Source organism: Chiayiivirga flava, from assembly GCF_014202825.1.
Classification (GTDB): domain Bacteria; phylum Pseudomonadota; class Gammaproteobacteria; order Xanthomonadales; family Xanthomonadaceae; genus Chiayiivirga; species Chiayiivirga flava.
This window is the reverse complement of record NZ_JACHHP010000005.1, coordinates 189,294-211,171: the sequence shown is the minus strand read 5'-3', so window position 1 is coordinate 211,171 and position 21,878 is coordinate 189,294. Positions and strand designations below refer to the sequence as shown.

Annotated in this window: 15 protein-coding genes and 1 pseudogene; 9 read left to right on the top strand and 7 right to left on the bottom strand. The window is 66.0% G+C overall.

The window, feature by feature from the left end; translation table 11 throughout:
• The first annotated feature begins 169 nt into the window (after positions 1-169).
• Entirely contained in the window at positions 170-778 is a 609-nt protein-coding gene (locus HNQ52_RS14025) for a helix-turn-helix domain-containing protein (protein WP_183961796.1), read from the top strand.
• A 283-nt stretch (positions 779-1,061) separates the two neighbouring features.
• Here HNQ52_RS14025 and HNQ52_RS14020 read toward each other — a convergent pair whose 3' ends face one another.
• The 3 genes from HNQ52_RS14020 to HNQ52_RS14010 all read right to left on the bottom strand — a co-directional run bounded on the left by HNQ52_RS14020 (position 1,062) and on the right by HNQ52_RS14010 (position 9,374).
• Positions 1,062-1,730 (bottom strand): hypothetical protein, encoded by a 669-nt coding sequence (locus tag HNQ52_RS14020; protein WP_183961795.1) that lies wholly within the window; start codon positions 1,728-1,730, stop codon positions 1,062-1,064.
• Positions 1,708-7,932 carry a hypothetical protein gene (locus HNQ52_RS14015; RefSeq protein WP_183961794.1) on the bottom strand — a complete coding sequence of 2,075 codons (6,225 nt, stop codon included), beginning with the start codon at positions 7,930-7,932 and terminating at the stop codon, positions 1,708-1,710. Before HNQ52_RS14015 ends, HNQ52_RS14020 begins: the two co-directional genes overlap by 23 nt.
• Positions 7,933-8,696: 764 nt before the next feature.
• Positions 8,697-9,374 (bottom strand): hypothetical protein, encoded by a 678-nt coding sequence (locus HNQ52_RS14010; RefSeq protein ID WP_183961793.1) that lies wholly within the window; start codon positions 9,372-9,374, stop codon positions 8,697-8,699.
• Positions 9,375-9,643: 269 nt separating this feature from the next.
• Here HNQ52_RS14010 and HNQ52_RS14005 point away from each other — a divergent pair, with 269 nt between their 5' ends.
• Positions 9,644-11,233, top strand: coding sequence for a choice-of-anchor Q domain-containing protein (locus HNQ52_RS14005; RefSeq protein WP_183961792.1), 1,590 nt, complete (start codon positions 9,644-9,646; stop codon positions 11,231-11,233).
• A 67-nt stretch (positions 11,234-11,300) separates the two neighbouring features.
• Here HNQ52_RS14005 and HNQ52_RS14000 read toward each other — a convergent pair whose 3' ends face one another.
• The gene (locus HNQ52_RS14000; protein ID WP_183961791.1) at positions 11,301-12,590 is read right to left on the bottom strand and encodes a sensor histidine kinase; all 1,290 of its coding nucleotides are present in this window, start codon (positions 12,588-12,590) and stop codon (positions 11,301-11,303) included.
• Between the two features lie 34 nt (positions 12,591-12,624).
• Positions 12,625-13,305, bottom strand: a complete 681-nt coding sequence (locus HNQ52_RS13995; RefSeq protein WP_183961885.1) for a response regulator — start codon at positions 13,303-13,305, stop codon at positions 12,625-12,627.
• A gap of 266 nt (positions 13,306-13,571) precedes the next feature.
• On the opposite strand from HNQ52_RS13995, the gene HNQ52_RS13990 reads away from it, so the two are divergent.
• The 3 genes and pseudogenes from HNQ52_RS13990 to HNQ52_RS13980 all read left to right on the top strand — a co-directional run.
• Positions 13,572-15,107, top strand: a complete 1,536-nt coding sequence (locus tag HNQ52_RS13990; RefSeq protein ID WP_183961790.1) for a glycosyltransferase family 39 protein — start codon at positions 13,572-13,574, stop codon at positions 15,105-15,107.
• 282 nt (positions 15,108-15,389) lie between these two features.
• Positions 15,390-16,190 carry a DODA-type extradiol aromatic ring-opening family dioxygenase gene (locus tag HNQ52_RS13985; RefSeq protein WP_183961789.1) on the top strand — a complete coding sequence of 267 codons (801 nt, stop codon included), beginning with the start codon at positions 15,390-15,392 and terminating at the stop codon, positions 16,188-16,190.
• Positions 16,191-16,221: 31 nt separating this feature from the next.
• A pseudogene (locus HNQ52_RS13980) lies at positions 16,222-16,601 on the top strand (catalase/peroxidase HPI); the annotation flags it as partial.
• 54 nt (positions 16,602-16,655) lie between these two features.
• Here HNQ52_RS13980 and HNQ52_RS13975 read toward each other — a convergent pair.
• On the bottom strand, positions 16,656-17,579 hold the full coding sequence (locus tag HNQ52_RS13975; RefSeq protein WP_183961788.1) for a M14 family metallopeptidase: 924 nt from the start codon (positions 17,577-17,579) through the stop codon (positions 16,656-16,658).
• A 119-nt stretch (positions 17,580-17,698) separates the two neighbouring features.
• On the opposite strand from HNQ52_RS13975, the gene HNQ52_RS13970 reads away from it, so the two are divergent.
• Positions 17,699-18,418, top strand: coding sequence for a class I SAM-dependent methyltransferase (locus HNQ52_RS13970; RefSeq protein WP_183961787.1), 720 nt, complete (start codon positions 17,699-17,701; stop codon positions 18,416-18,418).
• A gap of 18 nt (positions 18,419-18,436) precedes the next feature.
• Here HNQ52_RS13970 and fabR read toward each other — a convergent pair whose 3' ends face one another.
• Positions 18,437-19,066 (bottom strand): HTH-type transcriptional repressor FabR, encoded by a 630-nt coding sequence (gene fabR, locus HNQ52_RS13965; protein ID WP_183961786.1) that lies wholly within the window; start codon positions 19,064-19,066, stop codon positions 18,437-18,439.
• 86 nt (positions 19,067-19,152) lie between these two features.
• On the opposite strand from fabR, the gene HNQ52_RS13960 reads away from it, so the two are divergent.
• The 3 genes from HNQ52_RS13960 to HNQ52_RS13950 all read left to right on the top strand — a co-directional run bounded on the left by HNQ52_RS13960 (position 19,153) and on the right by HNQ52_RS13950 (position 21,873).
• Positions 19,153-20,265 (top strand): ferredoxin reductase, encoded by a 1,113-nt coding sequence (locus tag HNQ52_RS13960; protein ID WP_183961785.1) that lies wholly within the window; start codon positions 19,153-19,155, stop codon positions 20,263-20,265.
• An 8-nt stretch (positions 20,266-20,273) separates the two neighbouring features.
• On the top strand, positions 20,274-21,395 hold the full coding sequence (locus tag HNQ52_RS13955; protein WP_183961784.1) for a fatty acid desaturase family protein: 1,122 nt from the start codon (positions 20,274-20,276) through the stop codon (positions 21,393-21,395).
• 91 nt (positions 21,396-21,486) lie between these two features.
• On the top strand, positions 21,487-21,873 hold the full coding sequence (locus HNQ52_RS13950; RefSeq protein ID WP_183961783.1) for a lysozyme inhibitor LprI family protein: 387 nt from the start codon (positions 21,487-21,489) through the stop codon (positions 21,871-21,873).
• Positions 21,874-21,878 lie beyond the last annotated feature (5 nt).

The following is a 21,878-nucleotide window of genomic DNA, read 5'->3' as shown; positions in this document are numbered from 1 at the left end:
TTGCATTGCCAGAAAGGGCACGCAAGCGATTGTTGCGGACGGTAGGAGAGTTGCGCCTGTAAGGCGGGGTTGATGTCTGCGTGCCGCGGTCAGTGCGTTCGGCGCTTGATTTTTGACTTATACGTTCAACAATTGGCGTCAGAGTTCATTTGTTAGGCGTACACGTCAAATGCAGACCGTCCGGGAGCTGGGTGAGGCCGTCGCCAGGTATCGACGTGCATTCGGCCTCAAGCAAGGCGACGTGGCGGCGCAGGCCGGCATCGCGCAAGAGACGCTGTCGCGCTTCGAGTTTGGCAAGGTGTCGGAGTTCGGCTCGCGCAAGCTGCTCGCCGTGCTGGCTGTCCTTGGCATGGAGCTGCAGTTTGGCGCGATCGGCGCGGCGGCTCGCTGGATGAGCTTCGCCGCGAACGGGCCGGGCAGCCGTGACCCTCGCTGTCCACGCAAGACCTGGGATCCCGGCAAGACGACCCAGACCTTCGTCGCCATCACCTTCGGCCTTCCCCCGCGCGAGCAGGCAAGCATCGTCGAACGCATCGGCGCCGCGATGGCGCACGTTGCACCGCGCGTGCACGAAGCCATGCGCGCGCATCCGGGCGTCGAAGACATCGGCAAACGCATGCTGTTCGCCTGGAACGAGGGGCTGTCCGGCCTTTGCGAGCCGCGCACTTACTCGCTGTGCCATCCGGGCTTGGGGAACGCACTGGCCGTCCTGGCGGAGCCAGCGAACGTGCAGCCAGCGAGAACCGTCATTGGCCGCTCTGAACTGATGGGCGAGTGAGCCATGCGGGAGTGAGAGGGCCCCGAGGCGTGGCCCGGAAACGCATGGCCTCTCGAGGGCCAACCATGCTTACCAAAACCGCTGCGGCCAAACTATGATTATCTTGCAAGCGTAGTGGTGGCCGCGGTTAGCCCAGTTCAGTGCTCAGCCAGACGCGTCGTGCGCGCTGCACGTCGATTCCCTGCCAGTCAGTTTCTACTTCGATGGGCTCAGGTGCGGTAGGCACTCTTGCCTGAGTCGCCTCCGTCATGGCACCAACCAACCTGCAAGCGCTCCTCTCAGCTCACTTATTAGGAGGCAGCCGGGTGCGAAGGTCAGCCGCCATCACCGCCACTACCCGAACAAACCCCTCGAGGCGTTCAACCTGCTCTCGCAACTGTTCAAGCTGCCCGTCGCTGCCTGTTGTCTCCGCATCTCGTGCATCCAACACAAATTGAATAAGCTGCTCTTCGGGGAAGATGTCGAGTGCAGCTTTTTTCGCCAACTCAACCCACGGCCGCGCGTTGAGTGCCGCCTCCTCGCAAGCGAGCCGGAAGATGTGCCTAATTGTCGCTCGGGCGGCGAAGTCTAGCTGCGGGACTAGCTCCAGCCACGCTCTCATCTCTTGAGGTGCGTCGCTCAATGCATCTTCCGGAATGCTCGCACTTAGGTAGCGGGAGTTTGCGCTCTCAATGTCTAGCGAGGTTATGACCTGCATTAGCGGTTCAAGACCGGCGAACGGGCGTAAGCGTCGGGGAAAGACGCTCCGGCGCTCCCACAGCGCGAGGATGCTACGAACACACCTTTCGCGGGCACTTGCGCGCGCCTCGCCCTCTGCAGTGTCAACCGCTGCAACGTGTGTTGCTAGATCGTGCGCTAACCATTGCGAGAGCACGTCGTCGCCGAGTTCGAGTTGGGCGACGAGTCGCTTGCCAAGCTCGATGGCTGCGTCAGAGTGTTCGTGCGATGTCATCAGAGTCCAAGAGGTAATAGCGCACGTAGGGCGCTCCGTGTGCCGGCGTGGCATCGTTGTCCTGTGAGTAACGTGACGGTCGTCGACGGACTGAGATGCTCAGGATGAGGCAAGCGTCTGGCTTCGCCGCGAGAAGTTGGCGCACCGCTCCTGCGTTCGCGGCCAATCGGCTGCCGACAAGTTGCTCGCGCTCGCGACCGTATCCTACTTCGTGTGCCCAGGATTCGGATCGCATGAGTACGCCAGACGCGGTCCAACAGCGCCCATCCGCCGATGGAGTAAGCGCAAGGGCATTGATCGTTGCCTTGCCAGGCGATGGTCCAGGATCATGGATGCCCGCAGCCCAAGGATCATCAGCGTCAGCTCCGCGAACTTCGGACTCGTGTTCGACCCAGCCTGATATTCGGAATTGGCGGAAGTCGATGTTCCCCTGGCCGTCAATTGCAGGCAGCCATGCATGGTTGAGGTCCGGAGACGTTTGAAGCGCGGAGAGCAGGGCAGACGCACAGCCGCGTGATACATAAGCGCTTTGCACACGAATCAATTCACGACCGTTCTCACTTTCGACAGCCCAATGGCCCCACAAAACTCGAAGACCGTCGTCGGTGCGTGCATTCTCGTCGATGCCATGTGGAGAAACTTGCCAACGCCAGTCAGGCACATACCCCTTCTGTGTCGGATCAGAGGGCACGAGATACGGATCGCGACGGTCGGCGCACCAGCGCCCATCAGTTCTAGCCACGAGGAACCGGCTGATCCACTCGCTGAACTGATCGACATCCATATCATCTCGCTTGCCGACGGCGTGACTATCCAGCAACTGGGCGGCGACAGACATCAATAGATGATAAGCCTGATAGCTGCGGAGCTCGTCCGTAGCGGGCAGCTCGCCATGCGAATGATGGGTCTCACTACTACCAAAAATATGAAGTTTATGGCGCGCATCATCGCCGGCACGGGCGCCGAGTACGCCGAAAATGGCTGGAAGTAGCTTTCGTGCGCGACGCGACACAGCGCGTTCGCCTACTCCGAAAACCATACCGAGCGGAGCAAACCAGTACGGACCTATGTCGATACCGAAGACGTAGTCGTGACTGGAATCACCATGCTCGTCATCTGAATCGGCGTCGACCTGCTGCCAGTCATGCTCAACGGCCCATGGAAGTAGCGATGCGTTTACCCCATCGAGCACATCGAGCGTAGGTGTTCCAGGAATTCCCGCCTCATGCAGGAATCGAAGTGTCTTCGCGGCGAATGCGCGGAGCAAGACGTGCGATTCGGTGATGGCGTTCGTGAGATAGGGGATCCAAGATGACAAAGTGGCAGGCCGTTCGAGCGCGCCTCGCGCCAAGCCGATCAGCAGCCACTGCCTTGCGTGCAATGCATAGAAGACAAGCCGACCGTCGACGAAGGGTGCAGCCGCTCCGGTAGTTGCATAGCTGCGAAGCGCTTCTAGCGCGTCCCGCCAATCCAGCTCGACCCAAGACCGAATCACGTGGGAAAACTCCCAGCGTTCCTCGCGCCGCGGCGAAGCGAGGCCTGCCCACACATAGCCGGCAAGAGCGTTTATTACCGAATCTGATGGCTGCAAGGAAGGCGTCCACGGACCGTCACCGTCGTCGTCACGGGTTGATGTCTCTAGAAGATCTATGCCGAAATTCAGGGTTTCGTCCGACTGCTGCGGTGACAAACGCGTGGCTAGTAGAGCGGCAATATGGAAAAGGGAACGTGCGCCAAGTGCGGTGACGTCGGTCGAATACCCCGTCAGCGCTGCCTGCACAAGATCTGTGCGGGACAGGATCTGCAACGATTGAAGTCGCGCAAATATCGAATCCCCCTCCCAAGAATCCAACCGCACGCGATTTGGAAGGCGACGAGCGACATCGAGCGCAGCTTGCCTGACTGCCGTGCGCAGTGAAAGCTGTTGCGGCAAAACACTCGACAGCGCATCGACGAGACATGCCAGGTCGTACGTATCGAGATCGGGCCATGCGGCAACGGCATCGACAAGATCCGCTAGCCGCCCCAGACCCGCGCGATCAGCTGCTTCTGCGAAGAAAGACGTCCTGCGAGGCAAAGGGTCAACTTCATTGAAGCGATCATATGCATCTCGAAGCGATGTGGGATCGAGCATAACAACGTCATGGAACACTAGGCCCCAAGGTACTTCGCACGTTAACTGTGTTTCGGCGGGTGCTTGGGTGTCGTCCGCACGGCTAGCCGTGTCGGTCAGACCGCGAGCCACAACGAGACGATCAAGGTCGGGAAGTGCGATTCCCAGCTCTTGTACAGTCTTACTCAGTGCCTCCCACGTTGACCTCGGGTGCGATTCCACGCACATGTATCGATATGCAACATTTACGTGTAATCGCCGCGACGAAGCATCGCTCAGTGATCGTAGTGCACATCGAAGGTCCTCAAGGCGATTCCAGTCTGCCCGCAGGCCCGCAAGAGAGACCGCTGTCGTCGCAGGCAAGCTCCCTTTCGTCACGAGGCGCTGCACAGCAATAGGTAACAGCTCATCCGATCGACCAAATCGGCGATCTCGCCAGCGACTTAATATTGCGAGGGAGGACGCAGGACAAAGATCTGAAATCGCCTCGACGGTGCCCTCCCAGTCGAAATGCTTGTCACGTACGATATATTTGTATGTCAGTTCGGCAGCGCGGGACAATCTGTACGCGCTTTGCGGGCGGGGCTCTCGCCGTTCAGCTGCTGTCCGCGCAACAGAAAGGAGCGCGGACCAGCGATCAAGGTTTTCGTCGCCGATACAGCTTGCGATGCCAAAAGCTTTTGCGAAGTAGGCCGCCGCCTCTCGCGAGCTAGCTGGCAGCACCGCACGCGCAAGGTTCAAGTACGCTTCGGCCTGTTCCTGCGCGTCCTCGGCCTGGCTCTCAAGCAACGCGTGAGCTGCGGCGCCCCACGCAAGCGACTGCCCCTCAAGCCCCGGCGTACGTGCCACGACGTAGGCCATCGTTGTTAGTGTGGTGCTCGTCAACGGTCGGTCTTTGTGCTCGCCCCAGGAAACCAACCCTTTGAGCGCGACGCCGCTGACACGAGGGGCAAGCCCAAGAATCCGAGACCACTCGATGGCAGCGATTTGCCGATACTGTAGGCGCGCGTGATAGTCCCGAGCTTCGGCGTGCTCAGAACTCGACGCTGCAGAGGCAATGCGCGTTTCGAGATCGACAGGTTGACGTCCGAGCGCCAGTTCGGCCCATAGGTTGAACCAAGGAAGCATTCCGCCGACTGCTAGAAGAAAGTGATCGCCATCCTGGCTACGAATGCGCCTTCCCTGCGGTGACACTTGTTCGCGCAATCGTTCGGGTGCGATGTCGGCCGGCACAAGCGGTTGTCCACGCAATGCCGCCTCGACTGCGTACGCGCGGAGTAGAGGTTCACGTCCCGAGCCATAACGCTCGACGAAGCCGTGAGGCAGCTCTGCTGGCAGATATCGTTCCAATATCGCTGCATGAAAGGCATCGTGGGCGGGATCCAAACGGGCCGCCTGCACGACGGCTGCCTGGACCGCAGACAGTGTTGGATACTCCGCCGACCAGCCTGTATCAGGCGGGAGTTGTACCCGACGATCGCCGAGTATCCGCATGGTGCGACGCAGCGGTTCGGGTGGTAGAGTCCTTCCGACTTTCGCCACTGCCTCTGCTAAACCGAGAACCAGATAGATGTTGTTTCCTGCTGCGTGTGCGAGCTGATCGATGAGTTCGTATTGGCCGAGATCGACAAGCCTCGAGCCGACCATCCTGCCTGCCGAAAGCGACAAATCGAGCGCGGTCCAACCGCGTAAGAACTCCGCGGCGGCATCGGCACCCCGCAAGCGCAGCATTGCAACTACAAACTCGCAACGGTCGTCATCGTCGACTGCAGCCTCGTCGTCCACAGGCTGGCGCGCCCACGCGCTTAGCCAAGCGAGCGCCATGCGAAGGCGGTTCTGCGCATCCGCGGCGAGTTCTGCACGGGCACAGAAAAGTCCGGCATCGTAGACGTGGTGGGAGCCGGTCCAAGAGGACGAGAACGTTCGCCGCGCTACCAACTCCTCCAACCGATCAGCGGCAAGTAAAGCGCCTGCGAGATGTGTGTTCTGCTGCAGGATCTGCACTTGTCGCGACTCGGCTGCAACCTCGCCGCCGGCTTTCAGCGCAAGCTTTGCCGCTTCCAGCCATCGCTGATTCTTCAAACAGGACTTGAGAGCAAAAAGAAGCCTCTGCAATTCCACGTCGCGGCGTTCGATCGGATTGTTCATCGGCAGATCGCGATCGGATAGCGCGAGGCAAACCAGCTCATCTATCCGGCCCGCCGAAAGGAGCAGCTGCGGTAGCGTAGAGGCGACATAGGCGCTCTCAGCGGCAAGCGGACGCAAGCGATCAATAAATGGTGCAAGGGCGTCAGCCTCTGGCTGGAACCGCTCGCGAAACCATGTCTCCGTCGGTTCGTCGAGGAAATGGAGGCCATCCCCTTTGAGAAGAAGCGGACGTTCGAGTTCGAGCGCGAAGGTGCGGACGGCGCCCTCCGGCACGCCGGACATGCGTGCGAGGATCGAGATGGGCACCAGGGGGCGCAACACAGCGAGACCGCGGCAGATGAGTTCGATCTGCGCGGACTCGGTCCGTGCTGCCTTGTCTTTGGCGGCGGCTACTGCACGCTCAAGCAATTCGCCGATGGTACGTTCGACCGTCGATGGAGTAGGGCCGAGTGCCTGCAACGTCTCTTGCAGTGTGCCTCGCGTCTTGAGCGCCAGTGCCTGCACGCGCGGATTCGCGCTGCTCAGATAATGGAATTCAGATACTTCGACATCCGTGGCGTCATCAAAGATGCCTCGCAGATGCTTAGCTGTCTCTTCCTGCGTGAATGGTTCAAGCGCGACGAGATTGGCATCGAGAGGTGCGCGCAGCAAGTCGATGCGGTGTGTGCGACAGGTGAAAACAAAATGCACGCCATCCGGAACAGACGCGCGAATCAGGTCACGTACGAAACTGCCGTCACCGAGCTCCTCCGCGGCGATCTCCGCGTTGTCAGCGGCGTCGATGATGATGCATAGACAAGCGTCCGGCCTGCCGGAACGTAGCAGATTTATTGCCTGGTTCATGCGCCCCATGAACGCGCGCAAATACTGCTTGGCGTCGGCACGTGTCGTGGGAATTAGCGGGTCGCACAGCGCGCGACTAGCCAGCTCGTTTGCGATCTGAACAAGTGCGTCCTGGGGGCGATGCCGGTAGTTCAGTGCGTGTCGGTATAGACCGTCTCCGTAACAGTCATACACAACAGCGTGGGAGCCAGCGGGAACAGCTGCCGCCAGACGAAGCGACAGTGTCGACTTCCCTACGCCACCATCTGCATGGATGACGAGGATTTTCCCCCCAGCGAGCATTTCGGCAATAAGAGATGCTTCTTGCGCACGTGACAGCAACACCGTCGGTGCGCTGATACTGCATGGGGCGGGCAAAAGCTGATCTTCGTCGACTTTGATCGCACGGAGTAGATCGAGCCGCCGTATTGCGCGATCGGATTCGAACTCCGAAGATGCTTTGCGTGTCACCAGCTCCTTGATCTGAAGCGGCGTATCTGCGTCAGCATCGGCAAGGTACGTGGATAGGTCCCTTGCCAGCAGATTGCGCTGGGCCCACAGGTCGGGTGTACGTGCCTCGACTTGAAATAGAGCGAAGAACTCGGCAGCGCTCGCATCGTCGAGTTTTGAATAACTGACTAGCCGCTGCGCGATCGAGAAATGTCTCGGTGGCACACCTTGTGCCAAATCGTAGAGCGCCTCGCTGACATCTTGCGCTAGCGGTCGGTTGGTTGTACATGCGAACTGGACCTTGGGCCGAACCGCCTCAATCCCATGCTCGTCAGCTAGTCGCTTGAAGCGGGCCGCGAAGCCAGCGATCGTCTTCTTCAGATCGCTAGCTGTCCAGTGCTCCTGCGCTTGTCGCGTGGAGTGCTTAAGCTGCACGTAACGCAGAAGTCGCAAGTGCGCGAACGCCTCATCTCCGAAGTAAAGGCCGACATCGACGACTTCTTCACCGTCCGCCAGATAGTTCGGATTCTCGTTCGCGGAAACGCCTTCGATGGTGACAGCGACAAGGTCGTTGGAGCCAGGCAATAGTTGCAGGCATTGCCGCGCCGCCCAGTGATAGTGGAATTGATCGCCATCACGGCTTGGACCAATCAGAGTTGCACGTGTCATGGATAGTGTCTTTGCTTATAAGCAACAAGGACTAGGCTAGCAAGCGTCGGGGCGGTATGTTCTCAAGCAGGCTGACCGAACAGGCGCAACTTAAAAAAAAGCCTCCACTAACGCCAAAGCGTTTCAGCGTGCGCCCTTAGCCTAGGTTGGACTAGCAAGCCGAGTTCTCTTTAAGGAGGCATAGACTGAGCCGCTAGGCGCGCTATTGTGGATGGCTCGAAGGTGTCTACAAAAGGTTGGGTGATTCACCGCGGCAGCGAACCCGTGCCTGATGCCTTCCTTGAGACTTTTCGGCCGGGAGAAACCGGGAGGGCGGAAACCGACATCGCACTGCTCCCTACCGGTCCTGGCTGCTACGCACTACGCGTTCGGATCTTGACAAAGGAACTTGCAGTCCCTGTGATCAAGGAGCATGCCATCTCGATTGAGGGCGAGATTGAGCAGATCGGACCGAATAGACGCAGCTACTGCTCCGCAGGCGGGACGATGATGCGACGTAACTGATGGTCTGGTCTCCCGCGAGGATGTTGACATGCTGACCTAATCAGCCGCTCTCCGCGCAGGAATGCAGTATGTGGTCACGAGCGGATAGGTCGAGCTACGAGGCAACGAGAATGTGGTTTGTGACGGACAAGTGGCTTTGCCACGCGTCCCCCACTTTGACTAGCGCCATGCATTAGAGTAGACCGTGCCCGCAATCGTGACGGCTTAACGACTCAAACCTGGGAAAACCACGTGAAGACCCTGACCCAAGCGCAGGGCCGTCAGGTGTGCCCCAGCCGCGGGTCATCGTAGTAGTCGTTGACCTGGTTCGGGTTCTCGAAGCCGCCGGTGGTGCCGAGCATCTGATCGTCCGGCGTAGTCTGGAATGCGGCGTCCTCGACGTACACCTGGCGGTACACGGCGATGCCGGTCTGTGCGTCGGTGCTGAAGCGGGCGGTTTCGCCGTCGTGCTGGGTGCGCTCGTGGCAGAGGGTGTCGGCGAGGCTGGTCGAGGTGTGCACGATGGTGTTGGTGGCGTTGTCGATCTGCACGTTGTGGCGGCCGTCGTAGATCGATGTCAGCACCACCACGCCGTGCGGCCCGGACGCTTCGAGCGTGATGCGGGTGTCGTCGCCGAGCAGAAGTGTGCGCTGCGCGCCGTTCCAGTCCTTGATGTGTTTGCCGTTGAGGTTCTCGTGCGGGTCGCCCCAGTGCTGGATGGTGTTCCTGCCGAGGGGGTCGGTGATGGTGACGGTGTGCCGATCGAGCTTGACGGTGTAGTTGCCGTGCGTGACGAACTGGATCGGTGCACCGGCACCGCCGGTGAGTGTGCCGACGGGGACGATCTCCAGCCCATCGAGGAAGTTCGGACAGGCGGGCAGGGCGGCCGCGCTCGCCGGCGCGGACAGGGCGCACGACAGTGCGAGCAGGGCAAGCAGGCAGGGCGATCGCGTGTGCATGGACGGGGCTCCCGAAAGACGATGCGTGCCTGACCATGCGTGGAATGTCGCGGAACCGGCTCAGCGCCTCGGCCAGCGTTTCCCTGGCGCGGCGCGGGGCGGCGATGTCCGGAGGGTGGCCGCGCGGCCGGCGCAGGAGGGTGTCGCGGGTGCAGGTGGCCCCGGGCTGTCTGCGATCCGGATCGGGCATGTCCGGAATCGTGCCGGTTTGCTGTTGACGTGAGGGTGGCATCGCCGCGCTGCATCGTCGACATCAACAGGAACCCACCATGACAACACCCCGACGCGTTTTTCCTCTGGCCTTCCGCTCCCTCGCCGCCGCTGCCCTGGTCGGCATTGTGCCCGCGCACGCCGGCACGCCCGTCGTTCGCGTGGACGCGTCCGCGTCCGGCGCGAACGACGGCACCTCGTGGAGCGATGCGTACACGCGCCTGGACGTGGCACTGGCCGCGGCGCCGGGCGCGGAAATCTGGGTGGCGCGGGGGGTCTACGTGCCGCCGCCGAACAGCCCCGGCGATGTGCGCAACACCGCGTTCATGATCCGGCCCGGCACGCGCATCTACGGCGGTTTCGCCGGCAACGAGCTGGTCCGCGAGGCGCGCGATCCGGGCGTGAACCGCACCGTGCTCAGCGGCGATCTCGACGGCAACGACGGCGTCGATGCCGACGGCATCGTGCAACACGCCGACGACATCGTTGGCGACAACGCGTTTCACGTGGTGCTGTTCGATACCACGGCCGATGACGTGCCGTTCGGCCCGGACACGCGCCTCGACGGTGTCGTCGTGACCGCGGGCAAGGCCGATGGCGTCGGCCTGCCGCAGACCTGGGGCGGTGGCGGCCGCTGCGTGGCCAGCGCCATCGCCGCATGCAGTCCCACGCTCGCCAACGTCGAGTTCCGCGGCAACTACGCAAGCGAGCGTGCCGGCGGTTTCGCGATCCACGGCGGCGAGGCGCCGTCCGACATGCGCTTCGAGAACGTGCTGTTCCGCAACAACCTCAGCGACGGCGAAGGCGGTGCGCTGCACGTCGATGGCCTGCAGGGACCGCGCACGGTGCATCTGGAGGATGTGCGGTTCGATGGCAACGCGGGCGGTACCGGCGGTGCGCTGTATGTGCGCTCCGACGCGGACGTGGTGGTCGATCGCGGCCAGTTCGTCGGCAACCGCGCCGAGGCGACGGACCCGTTCTTCGCCGACGGCGGCGCGATCCGTCAGTACGGCGACTTCAGCGGTTCTTCGGTGGTGCGGGTCTACAACAGCACCTTCAGCGGCAATGTGGCGAACGGCGAGGGCGGCGTCGCGTACAACGGGTCCGACGGCGGCGACGCCGTCATCGAATTCATCAACGTCACGGCCTCCGGAAACCGTGCTCGCCTCGGCGGCGTGCTGTTCAGCACCGGCGACACACCGGTGATTGCGCGCATCCGCAACAGCCTGTTCTGGGGCAATACGGCCACCGAGGAAGACTTCCCCGGCGGCAACACGATCTACGGCGATTACTACGGCTACCAGGTGCCGACGGGGCACCGTGTCGAAATCGCCGACAGCCTGCTCGAAGGCGGGCTGGCGCAGCCCGGTGTCGTCTACGACGAAGGCAATCCGTTTCCGGCGGGCTTTCTCGTCGACGGGGGCGGCAACCTGAGCGCAAACCCGCGCTTCGCATCCGGTGGCGCGCTGCGCGTTCGGGACGGTTCGCCCGCGATCGATGCCGGCGACAACGCCTGGAACGCGACCGAGTTCGATGTGGCCGGTCTCGTGCGCCGCTTCGATGGCGACGGCAACGGCAGCGTGCGCATCGACATCGGCGCGCACGAGTTCGGTGCCGATGGGTTGTTCGCCGACGGCTTCGAGGATTGAGAGCGCGGAAAAGACGCCTTCGGGCGACGCGGGGGTGAGCCCGCGCTGACGACGCGTTGGCCGCTCGTCAGGGAGCCGGCACGCGCGAGTCGCCGAGGTCCAGCACCGCGCGCGTGCCGGCGTCCTGCGCCTGCAGGTCGAGCGTCCAGCCCAGGTGCTCGCAGATGCGTGCGATCAGTTCAAGCCCGATGCCGTGCGCGGTGACGTCGTCGCCGCGCCGTGCGAGCGCGGTGAACAGGCGGCTGACGTCGTCGGCCGCCATGCCGTGGCCGGGGTCCTGGATCGACACCACGCCCGCCTCGCTCAGTCCGACGCGGACCGTGCCCAGGTCGCTGTGTTCGATCGCGTTGCGCACGAGGTTCGAGATGGCGATCTGCGCGATGCGTTCGGCGGTGTGGACCCACGTCGGCGGTAGCGCGTCCACCGCCAGCTCCAGCGAGCGCGAGCGCGTGAGGTGCGCGTGATCCGACACCACGTCGCGCACCAGCTCGTCGAGGCGGAAGGTGGTGGCGCTTTCGAGCAGGCGCTCCGGCGATTTCGCCAGCAGCAGGAGCGTGGTGATGAGGTGATCGATGTCGCGCGTCGCGCGGCGGATACGCTGCAGCGGTTTCATCGCCGCCGGCGGCAGGTCGGCCTGGGAGGCAGCCACGTCCGCGGCGCCGGCGATCACCGCGATCGGTGTGCGCAGTTCGTGGCTCACGGTGCCGATGAATCGGCGTTCGCGGTTGACGAAACCGTTGATGCGGTCGAGCAGGCGGTTGATCGCACCGCCGATCACGGCGACTTCGTCGGCGGGCGCCGACGGCAGCGGAAGGCGCAGCATGCCGGCGCCCGGGTCGAGTGCGTCCACCGCGCGCGCGAGTTGCGACACGGGCCGCACCAGCCGGCCGGCGAGCCAGTGCACCGTCCACACCAGCAGCAGCGCTGCCACGAGCGCACCGCCGAGCAGCAGCGCCGCGAACGAGCGTTCCGCGCTCTCAAGGTCGGTGATGTCGACCACGACGAAATCGCGCCAGCCGGCCCCGTCGCGCACCAGCACCGCCGCTTCGCGTCCGGCCATCCGGATCTCGTCGTGGAAGCCCGGTTCGAGCGTGCGCAGATCGCCCGGCACGTCGGTGGGCCACGGTGCCGCAGTGCGCACCGAAAACGTGCCGATGCGACCGGACACGCGCGGCGTCTCCAGCCGCCCTTCGGCCGCGAGGTGCCGTTCCATCGCAGGTTCGAGGACCGCGGCCCAGATCACGGCTTCCACGTCTTCATTGACCAGGTAGCCGAGCGACAGCACCGCCGCGGCCAGCACCAGCGAGTACACGAACAGGCTCGCCGCGATGCGGGAGCGCAAGGTGCTGCGGATCATGCGCAGGCCTCCGGTTGCAGCGTGCCGTCGCGCACTACGTCGGCGCGACCATGCGGTAGCCGACGCGCGGCACGGTCTGGATCAGCTTGTGCTCGAACGGCCCGTCGACCGCGCGCCGCAGTTCGTAGACGTGCGAGCGCAGCAGGTCGGAATCGGGCGCCGCGTCGCCCCACAGCGCCTCCTGCAGGGTTTCGCGCGTCACCACCGCGGGGCAGGCACGCAGCAGCACTTCCAGCACCTTGCGGCAGGCCGGGTAGAGCTTGATCGCGCGGCCTGCGCGCGTGACTTCGAGCGTCGACAGATCGAGCGCGAGGTCGGCGACCGACAGGGCGCGCGTGCGGCGGCGCGACCCGTTGGCGCGTGCGATCAGCGCTTCCAGCCGCACTTCGAGCTCGGGCAGCTCGAACGGCTTGGTGAGGTAATCGTCGGCGCCGGCGCGGAAGCCGGCGATCTTGTCGGGCAGTTCGTCGCGCGCGGTGAGCATGATCACGGGCGTGCCGCGCTGCGCCTCGTGCCGGAGCTTGCGCACCAGCGTCGGGCCGTCCAGCCGCGGCAGGCCCCAGTCGAGCACGATGGCGTCGTAGTCGTGCGTGACGGCGAGGTGCAGGCCGGTGAGGCCGTCGGGCGCTGCGTCCAGCACGTGGCCGCGGCCTTCGAAATACTGGAACAGGTTCGCCACGAGGCTGTGGTTGTCTTCGATGATCAGCAGCTTCACGTCGGCGGCCTGCAGGGTCGGCACCACGGTCGCCTGCGCTGCCGGGGCATCCGCCCGGCGCGGGCGTGCCGGTGCGGCCGACGCTAGACCTGCGGCCGCCCGGCGTCAATTCGCGATCGCGCCGCCCACGCCGGAACGCGCGGTTTAACGCCGGGGCGACAGGTTTCCGACGCGGTTCCGACACGCGGCAGGACAACGTGCGCTGCCGGCGGCGCACGCGTTCGCGCACCGCCCATCCGACGACTTCCGACCGACGAGGCAAACGCGTGACGCTCCGCTGGCGCAATCCCGCCGCCCTGGTGGCCCTCGTGGCGCTGCTGCTTGGCCTCGGCTTCCTCGGTACGCGCGCCATCTGGGATCCGGACGAAGGCCGTTACACCAACGTCGCACTCAACATGCTCGACAGTGGCGACTGGTTGCATCCGCGCCGCAACGTCGATGTCGGCCACTGGACCAAGCCGCCGGTCACGTACTGGGCCATCGCCGCGAGCATGGGCCTGTTCGGGCGCAACCCGTGGGCGGCACGGTTGCCGATCGCGTGCGCATACCTTGCCTGCGTGTATCTGGCCTGGCGCGTCGGGCGCCGGCTCGCGCCGGGAGCGCACGGCATGGCCGCGCTCGCCTACGCGACGATGTTCGTGCCGGCATTTTCGTCGCAGATCATCACCACCGATTTCATCCTCGCCGCGGCACAGACGCTGGCGATGGCTGCCTACGTGGAGGCGCGCTTCGGGCCGGTCGGCGCCGCGCGCCGGTGGATCGCGCTGATGTGGTTCGCGTTCGCCGTGGCGTTCATGACCAAGGGCCCGCCGGCGCTGCTGCCGCTGCTCGCGGTCGCCGCATTCGAAGTCCTTTCGCCACCACCGCCGCGGCCGGGTCGCCTGGCGTTCGCGTCGGGGGCACTCATTTTTCTCGCGGTCGCTTTGCCGTGGTACCTCGTCGTCGTCATCGGCCAGCCCGGCCTGCTGGAGTATTTCGTCGGCGCGGAAGTGGTCGGACGCTTCGCCAGCGATCGGTTCGACCGCCACGGCGAGTGGTACGGCTGGCTCACGGTCTACGGTGCCACCGTGCTGCTGGGCACGCTGCCGTGGACGCGGCTGCTGCTGCGCTGGGTGCGCGGGCTGCCGGCGCAGGTGCGTGCGTGGCGCACACCCGCGGCGCGGATCGAAGGGGCGCCGGATCTGCTGCTCGCACTGTGGGTGATGCTGCCCCTGCTGGTGTTCTGCCTCGCACAGTCGCGCATGCCGCTCTACATCCTGCCGCTGTTCGTACCGATGGCGGTGATCGTCGCGCGCCAGTGGCGGGCCGCCTCGTTGCCCTGGCCGCGGACGCGCTGGCTCGTGCTCGTCGTGCTGCTCTACACCGCGATACGCCTCGCCGCAGCCGCATGGCCCACGCACAAGGACGCCGGCGCCTGGGCCGATGCGATCCGCGAACGCGCGGTTCGCCCGGTGACGGTGGTGCTGTTCGTCGAAGACATGGCGCGCTATGGCCTCAACCTGCACCTCGATGCCGAGATCGAGAAGATCTCGCTCGAACCGCTCGCGCAGAGCCGCTTCAATCCGCGCTTCGACGAGGACCTCGCGCTCGAACTCTCGGAAGAGGATCCCGGTGCGATCTGGATCGCCAGGCAGGAGCGCTGGGACGACATCCGCCAGCGCATCGCGGCGCGCGGGTACCGTGCGGTGGCGCGGGGAACGCCGTTCCAGGGGCGCGTGGTGTTCGACGTGGAGCCGCGGCCGGGGCGCACGCCGTTATCGTGCACCGATGCGTCGGTCGGAGACTGCGGCACATTGCCATGACCGGATGCGTCCGCCTGCACTATCCGGGCGAGCGCGCGTGGCCGTGATGCAGCTCCCGGTGCGGCCCGGCCGAGGGCTTCGGATGTTGCGGATGATCCCGCATCGGACTGTGTCGGGTTAGAGTCCGGCCGGGCACTTTGATCGCAGCGGATCGGCACCATATCGTCGACACGAGCGGCCAGCCCGGCCCCCTGAACGTGCCGTTGTGCCGACGCCGCGGCCGCAGCCATCGATCCGATGTCCAGCATGCTGCGGCCTTCAGGCGCGCAGCGAGGAGCCGAAATGCAACGCGCCCCCGCCCTGTTCGTGTCCCACGGATCGCCGATGTTCGCTCTCGAGCCGGGCCGGCTCGGTCCGCGGCTGCAGCAGTTGGGCATGCGCCTGCCGGACCTGGCTGCGATCGTGGTGGTGTCGCCGCACTGGCAGACGCATGGTGTCCGCGTGACGGGCGCCGCGATGCCGGCCACGCTCCACGACTTCGGCGGCTTCCCCGCGCCGCTCTACGCGCTGCAGTACCCGGCGCGAGGCGATGCGGCGATCGCGCGGGACATCGTCGATCTCCTGCGCGCCGCCGGTTTCGACGCCGGCGTGGATCCGGCGCGCGGCCTCGACCACGGCACCTGGGTGCCATTGCGTTATCTCAGGCCGGCCGCCGACATCCCCGTGCTGCAGGTCTCGTTGCCTCACGACATCGAAACCGCCGGTGCGCTGCGCCTCGGGCGGGCGCTGTCGCCGCTGCGCGACAGGCGCATCCTGGTCATCGGTTCGGGCAGTCTCACCCACAACCTGCACGAGTTCAGGCAGCACGTCGAGGATCCCGACTACGCGCAGGCGTTCGCCGACTGGATCGGCGACGCGGTCGCGCGTGGCGACACGGATGCGCTGCTGGACTACCGCGCCCGCGCGCCGTTTGCCCGACGTGCGCACCCGACGCAGGAACATTACCTGCCCTTGCTCGTGGCGGTGGGCGCAAGCGCGGGCGATGCCTCGCGCCAGCGCCTCGACGGCGGCATGACCGATGGCGTGCTGTCGATGGATTCCTTCGTCTTCGGTCTTGCGCCAGCCGAACCGCGGCCGGGATAGCGGGCCGACGGCGGCCCCCGGAACGCGTTCGCTGCTGACGCTGTCGGCGCCGGAGATGACGGTGTCCGTCGGCGGTCTGCGCGTGCTCGGCGCCAACACGGGCGGATCGACACACGGCGTGTTCCCGATCGTGTCGATACGCTGAGCAACGAGTTTTTCGTCCACCTGCTCGACATGGGCACGCAGCGGGTCGACACCGCGGACGACGAGTTCACCGTCGAAGGACGCAACCGCCGCACCGGTGCGAAACGCTGGACGGCGACGCGCGTCGATCTGGTGTTCGGCTCCAATGCACAGCTGCATGCGCTGGCCGAGGTCTACGCAAGCGCGGACGGGCAGGGCAAGCCGGTCGAGGACTTCGTCGCGGCCTGGGCGCGGGTGATGGATCTGGACCGCTTCGATCTGCGCTGAGGAGCGCGTGCGTTTTGCCGCAGAGCCGCCGCAGCGGCACTGCGGCATCCGATGCTACGCGTGCTGCAAAGCGAACCCGATGCCGGCGCGCACCGCCGCCACCTGCGCCGCGTTGCATTGCTCGGGCGTGGCGCGCGGGCTGTCCGGGTAGACCTCGGTGGTGGTGGTGTAGCGCGCGCCGGTGATGCCGGCACACAGGCCGAGCGGCACGAAGGCGTATTCGATGACACCCGGCGCCACCACCGGCGAGCCGATGATCTCGCCGCGCGCGTCCGCCGGCGCGATATGCGTCACCTTTTGCACGGCGGCGATGATCGCCTGCTGGAACGCGGGCTGCGGATTGTCGGCATCGTCCACCAGATAGAACCCGTCCGGGATGCCGTCCGGTTGGAACGGTTTGCCGTCGCGCGCCGCGAGCGCGGGGCGGAATTCGGTTTCGTCGGTGTCGGTGGTTTCGTGCAGGTCGACGTGCACGAGGAAGCGCCCGCGCAACGGTGCGATCAGCTGCAGCAGCGCCGCCGACTCCGCCGCCGGGCTGTCGGCGCGGAACGACCGGTTCGGATCGATGGCATGCGGGTTCCAGCGGTGGATCCGTTCGTACGCCCACGGGCTCACGCACGGCGCCACGAGCAGGTTGATGCGGCCGTCGAAGTCGCCGCCGTGGCGCTCGGCGAACTGCAGCGCGCCGAACACGCCGCTGGTCTCGTAGCCGTGTACGCCGCCGGTCACGAGCGCGCACGGCAGATCGTCGCGCCAGGCGCGCGTGCGCAGCGCGAACAGCGGAAAGCGGCCGTCGGGCGGATAGTCGAGTTCGCCGTACTGCAGCACGTCGAAATCCGTGCGCAGCCGGTCGATGGCCGCGACCACGTCGTCGGCGTAGCTGCGCTGCCGGCGCTGGCGCGCGCGCCACTGTGCTTTTTCCGGCTCGCCCCACGCGGTGCCGGGGATGCCGATCGGATAGGTTGCGGAGGCTGTCATCGATGTGTTCGCTGGCGTGGAGGGCGGTTGCGTGGGCGCGGCGACGTCCGTCGCGGCTGCGCGTGGCAAGATGCGGATCTTAGCGCGGTGGCCCGCTCGTCATCGCCGGAGAGAGCAGGATGTCGCACGGGTGGGATGCGTCGGCGCAGGCGTGGATCGATGTCATCGGTAGCGATGGCGACTGGGGCCGTCGCCACGTGCTCGATGCGCCGATGCTCGCGCGCGTGGCCGGGCGCGGATTCCGCGATGCGGTCGACATCGGCTGCGGCGAGGGACGCTTCTGCCGGATGCTGCAGACGCTGGGGGTCGCGACCGTCGGCATCGATCCGACCGCGGCGCTGGTCGCGCGTGCCCGGCAGCGCGATCCGGCCGGCGACTATCGCGTCGAACGCGCCGAATGCCTGTCGCTGGACGACGGCGCGGTCGATCTGGCGGTGGCGTACCTGTCGCTGATCGACATTCCCGACCTCACGCGCGCGTTCGCGCAGGCGCACCGCGTCCTGCGCCCCGGCGGCAGCTTCCTGATCGCGAACCTGCAGAGCTTCAACACCGCCTCGGTCGACCAGGGCTGGTCGCGCGAGCCCGACGGTTCGCGCCGCTTCTGCATCGACCACTATCTCGACGAGCGCCCGATTCCTGCGCAATGGCGCGGCATCCGGATCGAGAACTGGCACCGTCCGATGCAGGCCTATCTCGGCGGCCTGCTCGACGCGGGCTTCGAATTGCGGCACTTCTCCGAGCCCGCGCCCGTGGGCGTGGACGACGACAAGGCGCGGCGGTATCGCCGCGTGCCGAACTTCCTGATCATGGAGTGGCGCAAGGCCGCCGGCGCGGCCTGAGCGCACGGAACGACCGCGTCAGGCCGCCGCGCTCCTGCGTGCGCCGGCGATGATCATGCGCACCATCTTCGCGAGCTCGGTGACCAGTTCGGGGTCCCGCTCGGGCGGCAGGTCCAGCGCCGTGGCGCCCATCGCGAACACCAGGCGGGTGATCGCGCGCGCGACGAGGTCGGGGTCGTCGAGGGTTTCGTCGTGGCGCGCGGCCAGGCGGATGAGGTCGGCGCGCAGTTCGTCCTCGAAAAAGGTCAGTTCGCGATCGACGGCACGCTTGAAGGCGTCCGAACCCACCGTGCCTTCGCGCAGCAGCACGTGCAGCAGGCGGTCGTCGGCGCGGACCTGTTCCATGAAGGTCTCGACCGAGCTGCGCACGATGCCTTCGTTCGACGCCCGCTGGCGCGCGGCGCCGACGATCTTGCGCAGCGATTGCCCGGCGAGGTCGATCAGCGCGACCGCGAGTTCGTCGATGTCGCGGAACTGGCGGTAGAAGCTGTTGGGCGCGATGCCGGCCTCGCGCGCGACCTCGCGCAGGCTCAGGCTGGAGACGCTGCGGTGCGGACCGAGCAGGCGCAGCGCGGCGGCGAGCAGGTCGCTGCGCGAGATCGCGGCCTTGCGGGCCGGCACGGAGGAGGCGGAGGGCTTCGGGCTCAAGGGCGGGTGCTCGTTTCCCGGATCATACCGCGCAGGCGAATATACACTTGTATAGACGTTCGTCCTCTCATGTGTATACTGGCGCCATGAAGCCGCAGCACCAGCCCGTTTCCGCTCCCGCTCCGAGACCCGCACATTCGCCGCGGAGCGCGCTGCGCGAGGTGATCGGGAGCGTCGCCAGTCCCGCGCTGTTCGATTTCTGGGCCGCGCGCGTGTCGCGCACGTGGACGTGGGACCGGCCGCTGGCGCGCATCGAACGTATCGTTTCGGCCGCAGCCGGCGCCGCGACACTGGTGCTGCGCCCCAATCGCCACTGGCGCGGCTGCGCGCCGGGGCAGCATGTGAACGTAACCGTCGAGATCGACGGACGCCGCTTCGTGCGTCCGTACAGCCCGAGCGCCATCGGCGCGGGGCAGCTGGAGCTGACGGTCAAGGCGGTCGATGGCGGACGCGTCAGCACGCACCTGTGCCGCAACGCGCGGGTGGGTGACGTGGTCGAACTCGGCCCCGCCTTCGGCGCGATGTGCCTGCCGCCGGACTCCGCGCCCGTGCTGCTGCTTGCCGCCGGCAGTGGCATCACGCCGCTGATGGCGATGCTGCGTGCGCACGCCGCGCAGCGGTACGCCGGGCCCGCGACACTGGTGTACTGGGCACGTCGGCGCGAGGAATTCTGCTTTGCGGACGAACTGCGCGCGCTTGCGCGGCAGCACGCGACGATCGAGGTGCGCTTCGTGCTGACCGGCGAGCCTGCGTCGCTGCCGGACGAGGCCGAAGGCCGGCTCGACGACCACCACGTGGCCGCGCACTGCACCACGGCCACGCACGTGTTCGCCTGCGGCCCGGACGGCTTCGTGGAGCGTGCGCGGGCGATGCTTGCGCCGCGTGCCGCGGGCTTCGTCGCCGACGCCTTCACCGCGCCGGCCGTCGCGTTCGCGGCGTCGGGCACCGTCGCCGTCACGCTCGCGCGCAGCGGACGCACGCTGGCGCTAGCGCGCGGCACGAGCCTGCTCGCCGCGCTCGAGGCCAACGGACTACAGCCGCCCTCGGGCTGCCGCATGGGCATCTGCAACACCTGCGCCTGCGGCAAGGCCGCCGGTACCACGCGCCACCTGCGTACCGGCGAACACGACAGCGAACCTGCGTCCGCGCTGCGCCTGTGCGTGAACGCCGCGAGCACCGACCTCGTCTTGGATCTCTGATGCCCGCCATGTCCCGCAGCCGCCCGCTGTCCGCCGCCGAACTCCACGGCTTCGCCACCGAACTCGACGCCCTGCGCGACAGCACGCTGGCCGATCTCGGCCAGCGCGACGCCGACTACATTCGCGCCGTCGTCGCCGCGGTGCGCTACACCGGCGCGGCCGGACGCGCGCTGCTCTGGCTCGCGGCCGTGGTCGGTGCGTTCCATCCCGTGGTGCTGTTCGCGTGGGTGCCCGGCGTGCTGCTGCTGGCGCTGTCGAAGATCCTGGAGAACATGGAGCTCGGCCACAACGTCATGCACGGCCAGTACGACTGGATGCGCGATCCCGCACTCGACGGCCGCACCTACGAATGGGACATCGCCGGCACCAGCGACAACTGGCGCAAGACGCACAACTACAGCCACCACACCTGGACCAACGTGCGCGGCATGGACGACGACATCGGTTACGGCCTGCTGCGGCTGTTCCCCGAGCAGCGCTGGAAGCCGTTCTACCTGTTCCAGCCGCTCGTGGCGGTGGTGTTCGCGATCCTGTTCGAATGGGGCATCGCGATCCAGGAATTGCGGCTCGGGCGCTGGTTTGCCGGCAAGACAAAAACCGCCGTGCTGCGCGAACAGTTCCGCCCGGTGGGCCGCAAGATGGCACGCCAGATCGGCAAGGATTACGTGCTGTTTCCGCTGCTGGCCGGGCCGTTCTTCCTGCCGGTGCTGCTCGGCAATCTCACCGCCAACGTGCTGCGCAACCTGTGGACCTGGCTCATCATCTTCTGCGGCCACTTCACCGCCGATGCCGAAACCTTTCCGAAGGACTCGGTGAAGGGCGAGTCGCGCGGCGCCTGGTACGTGCGCCAGCTGCGCGGCTCGTCGAATCTCGCCGGCGGCCGGCTGCTGAACCTGCTGTCGGGCAACCTCAGCCACCAGATCGAGCACCACTTCTTCCCCGACGTGCCGGCCAACCGCTACGCCGGTCTGGCGGTGCACGTGCGCGCCATCTGCGCGCGCTACGGGCAGCACTACAACACCGGCTCGCTGCCGCGGCAGTTCGGGCAGGTGGTGTGGCGCATCCTGCGGCACGCGTTTCCGAGCCGCGCGCCGCGGCCGCGGCTGCAGCTACAGGAAACGACGCAGTAGCAGTACCCGCATGCCGCGGCGGCGCACCGTCTTGTTGCCGTCGCGCGCAAAAGCTTCGAAGCTGCAGGCCCCAACGCGTCGGAGTGCTGCGATGAAACTGGCCTGGCTTGTCGTCGCGGCCCTGTCGGCCGCGTCCGTGCAGGCGCGCGACACCGACTATTCGGCCGCGTACTCCGCGTGCATGGACGCGTCCGGCGGCGTCACCGCGTCGATGATCGACTGCATCGGCAACGAGCACGCGCTGCAGGACGCGGCGCTCAACGCGGCCTATGCAGCGCTGCGTGCCGCGCTGCCGGCCGAGCGGCGGACGCAGCTTCAGGCCGTGCAGCGTGCGTGGATCGCCTATCGCGATGCCAACTGCGGCTTCTACGCCGACCCCGACGGCGGCACGCTCGCACGGGTGTCCGCGACCGAGTGCATGCTGCGCGAAACCGCCGCGCGGGCGCTGGAACTGCGCACCCTGTTGCCGGTGGACTGACGCGG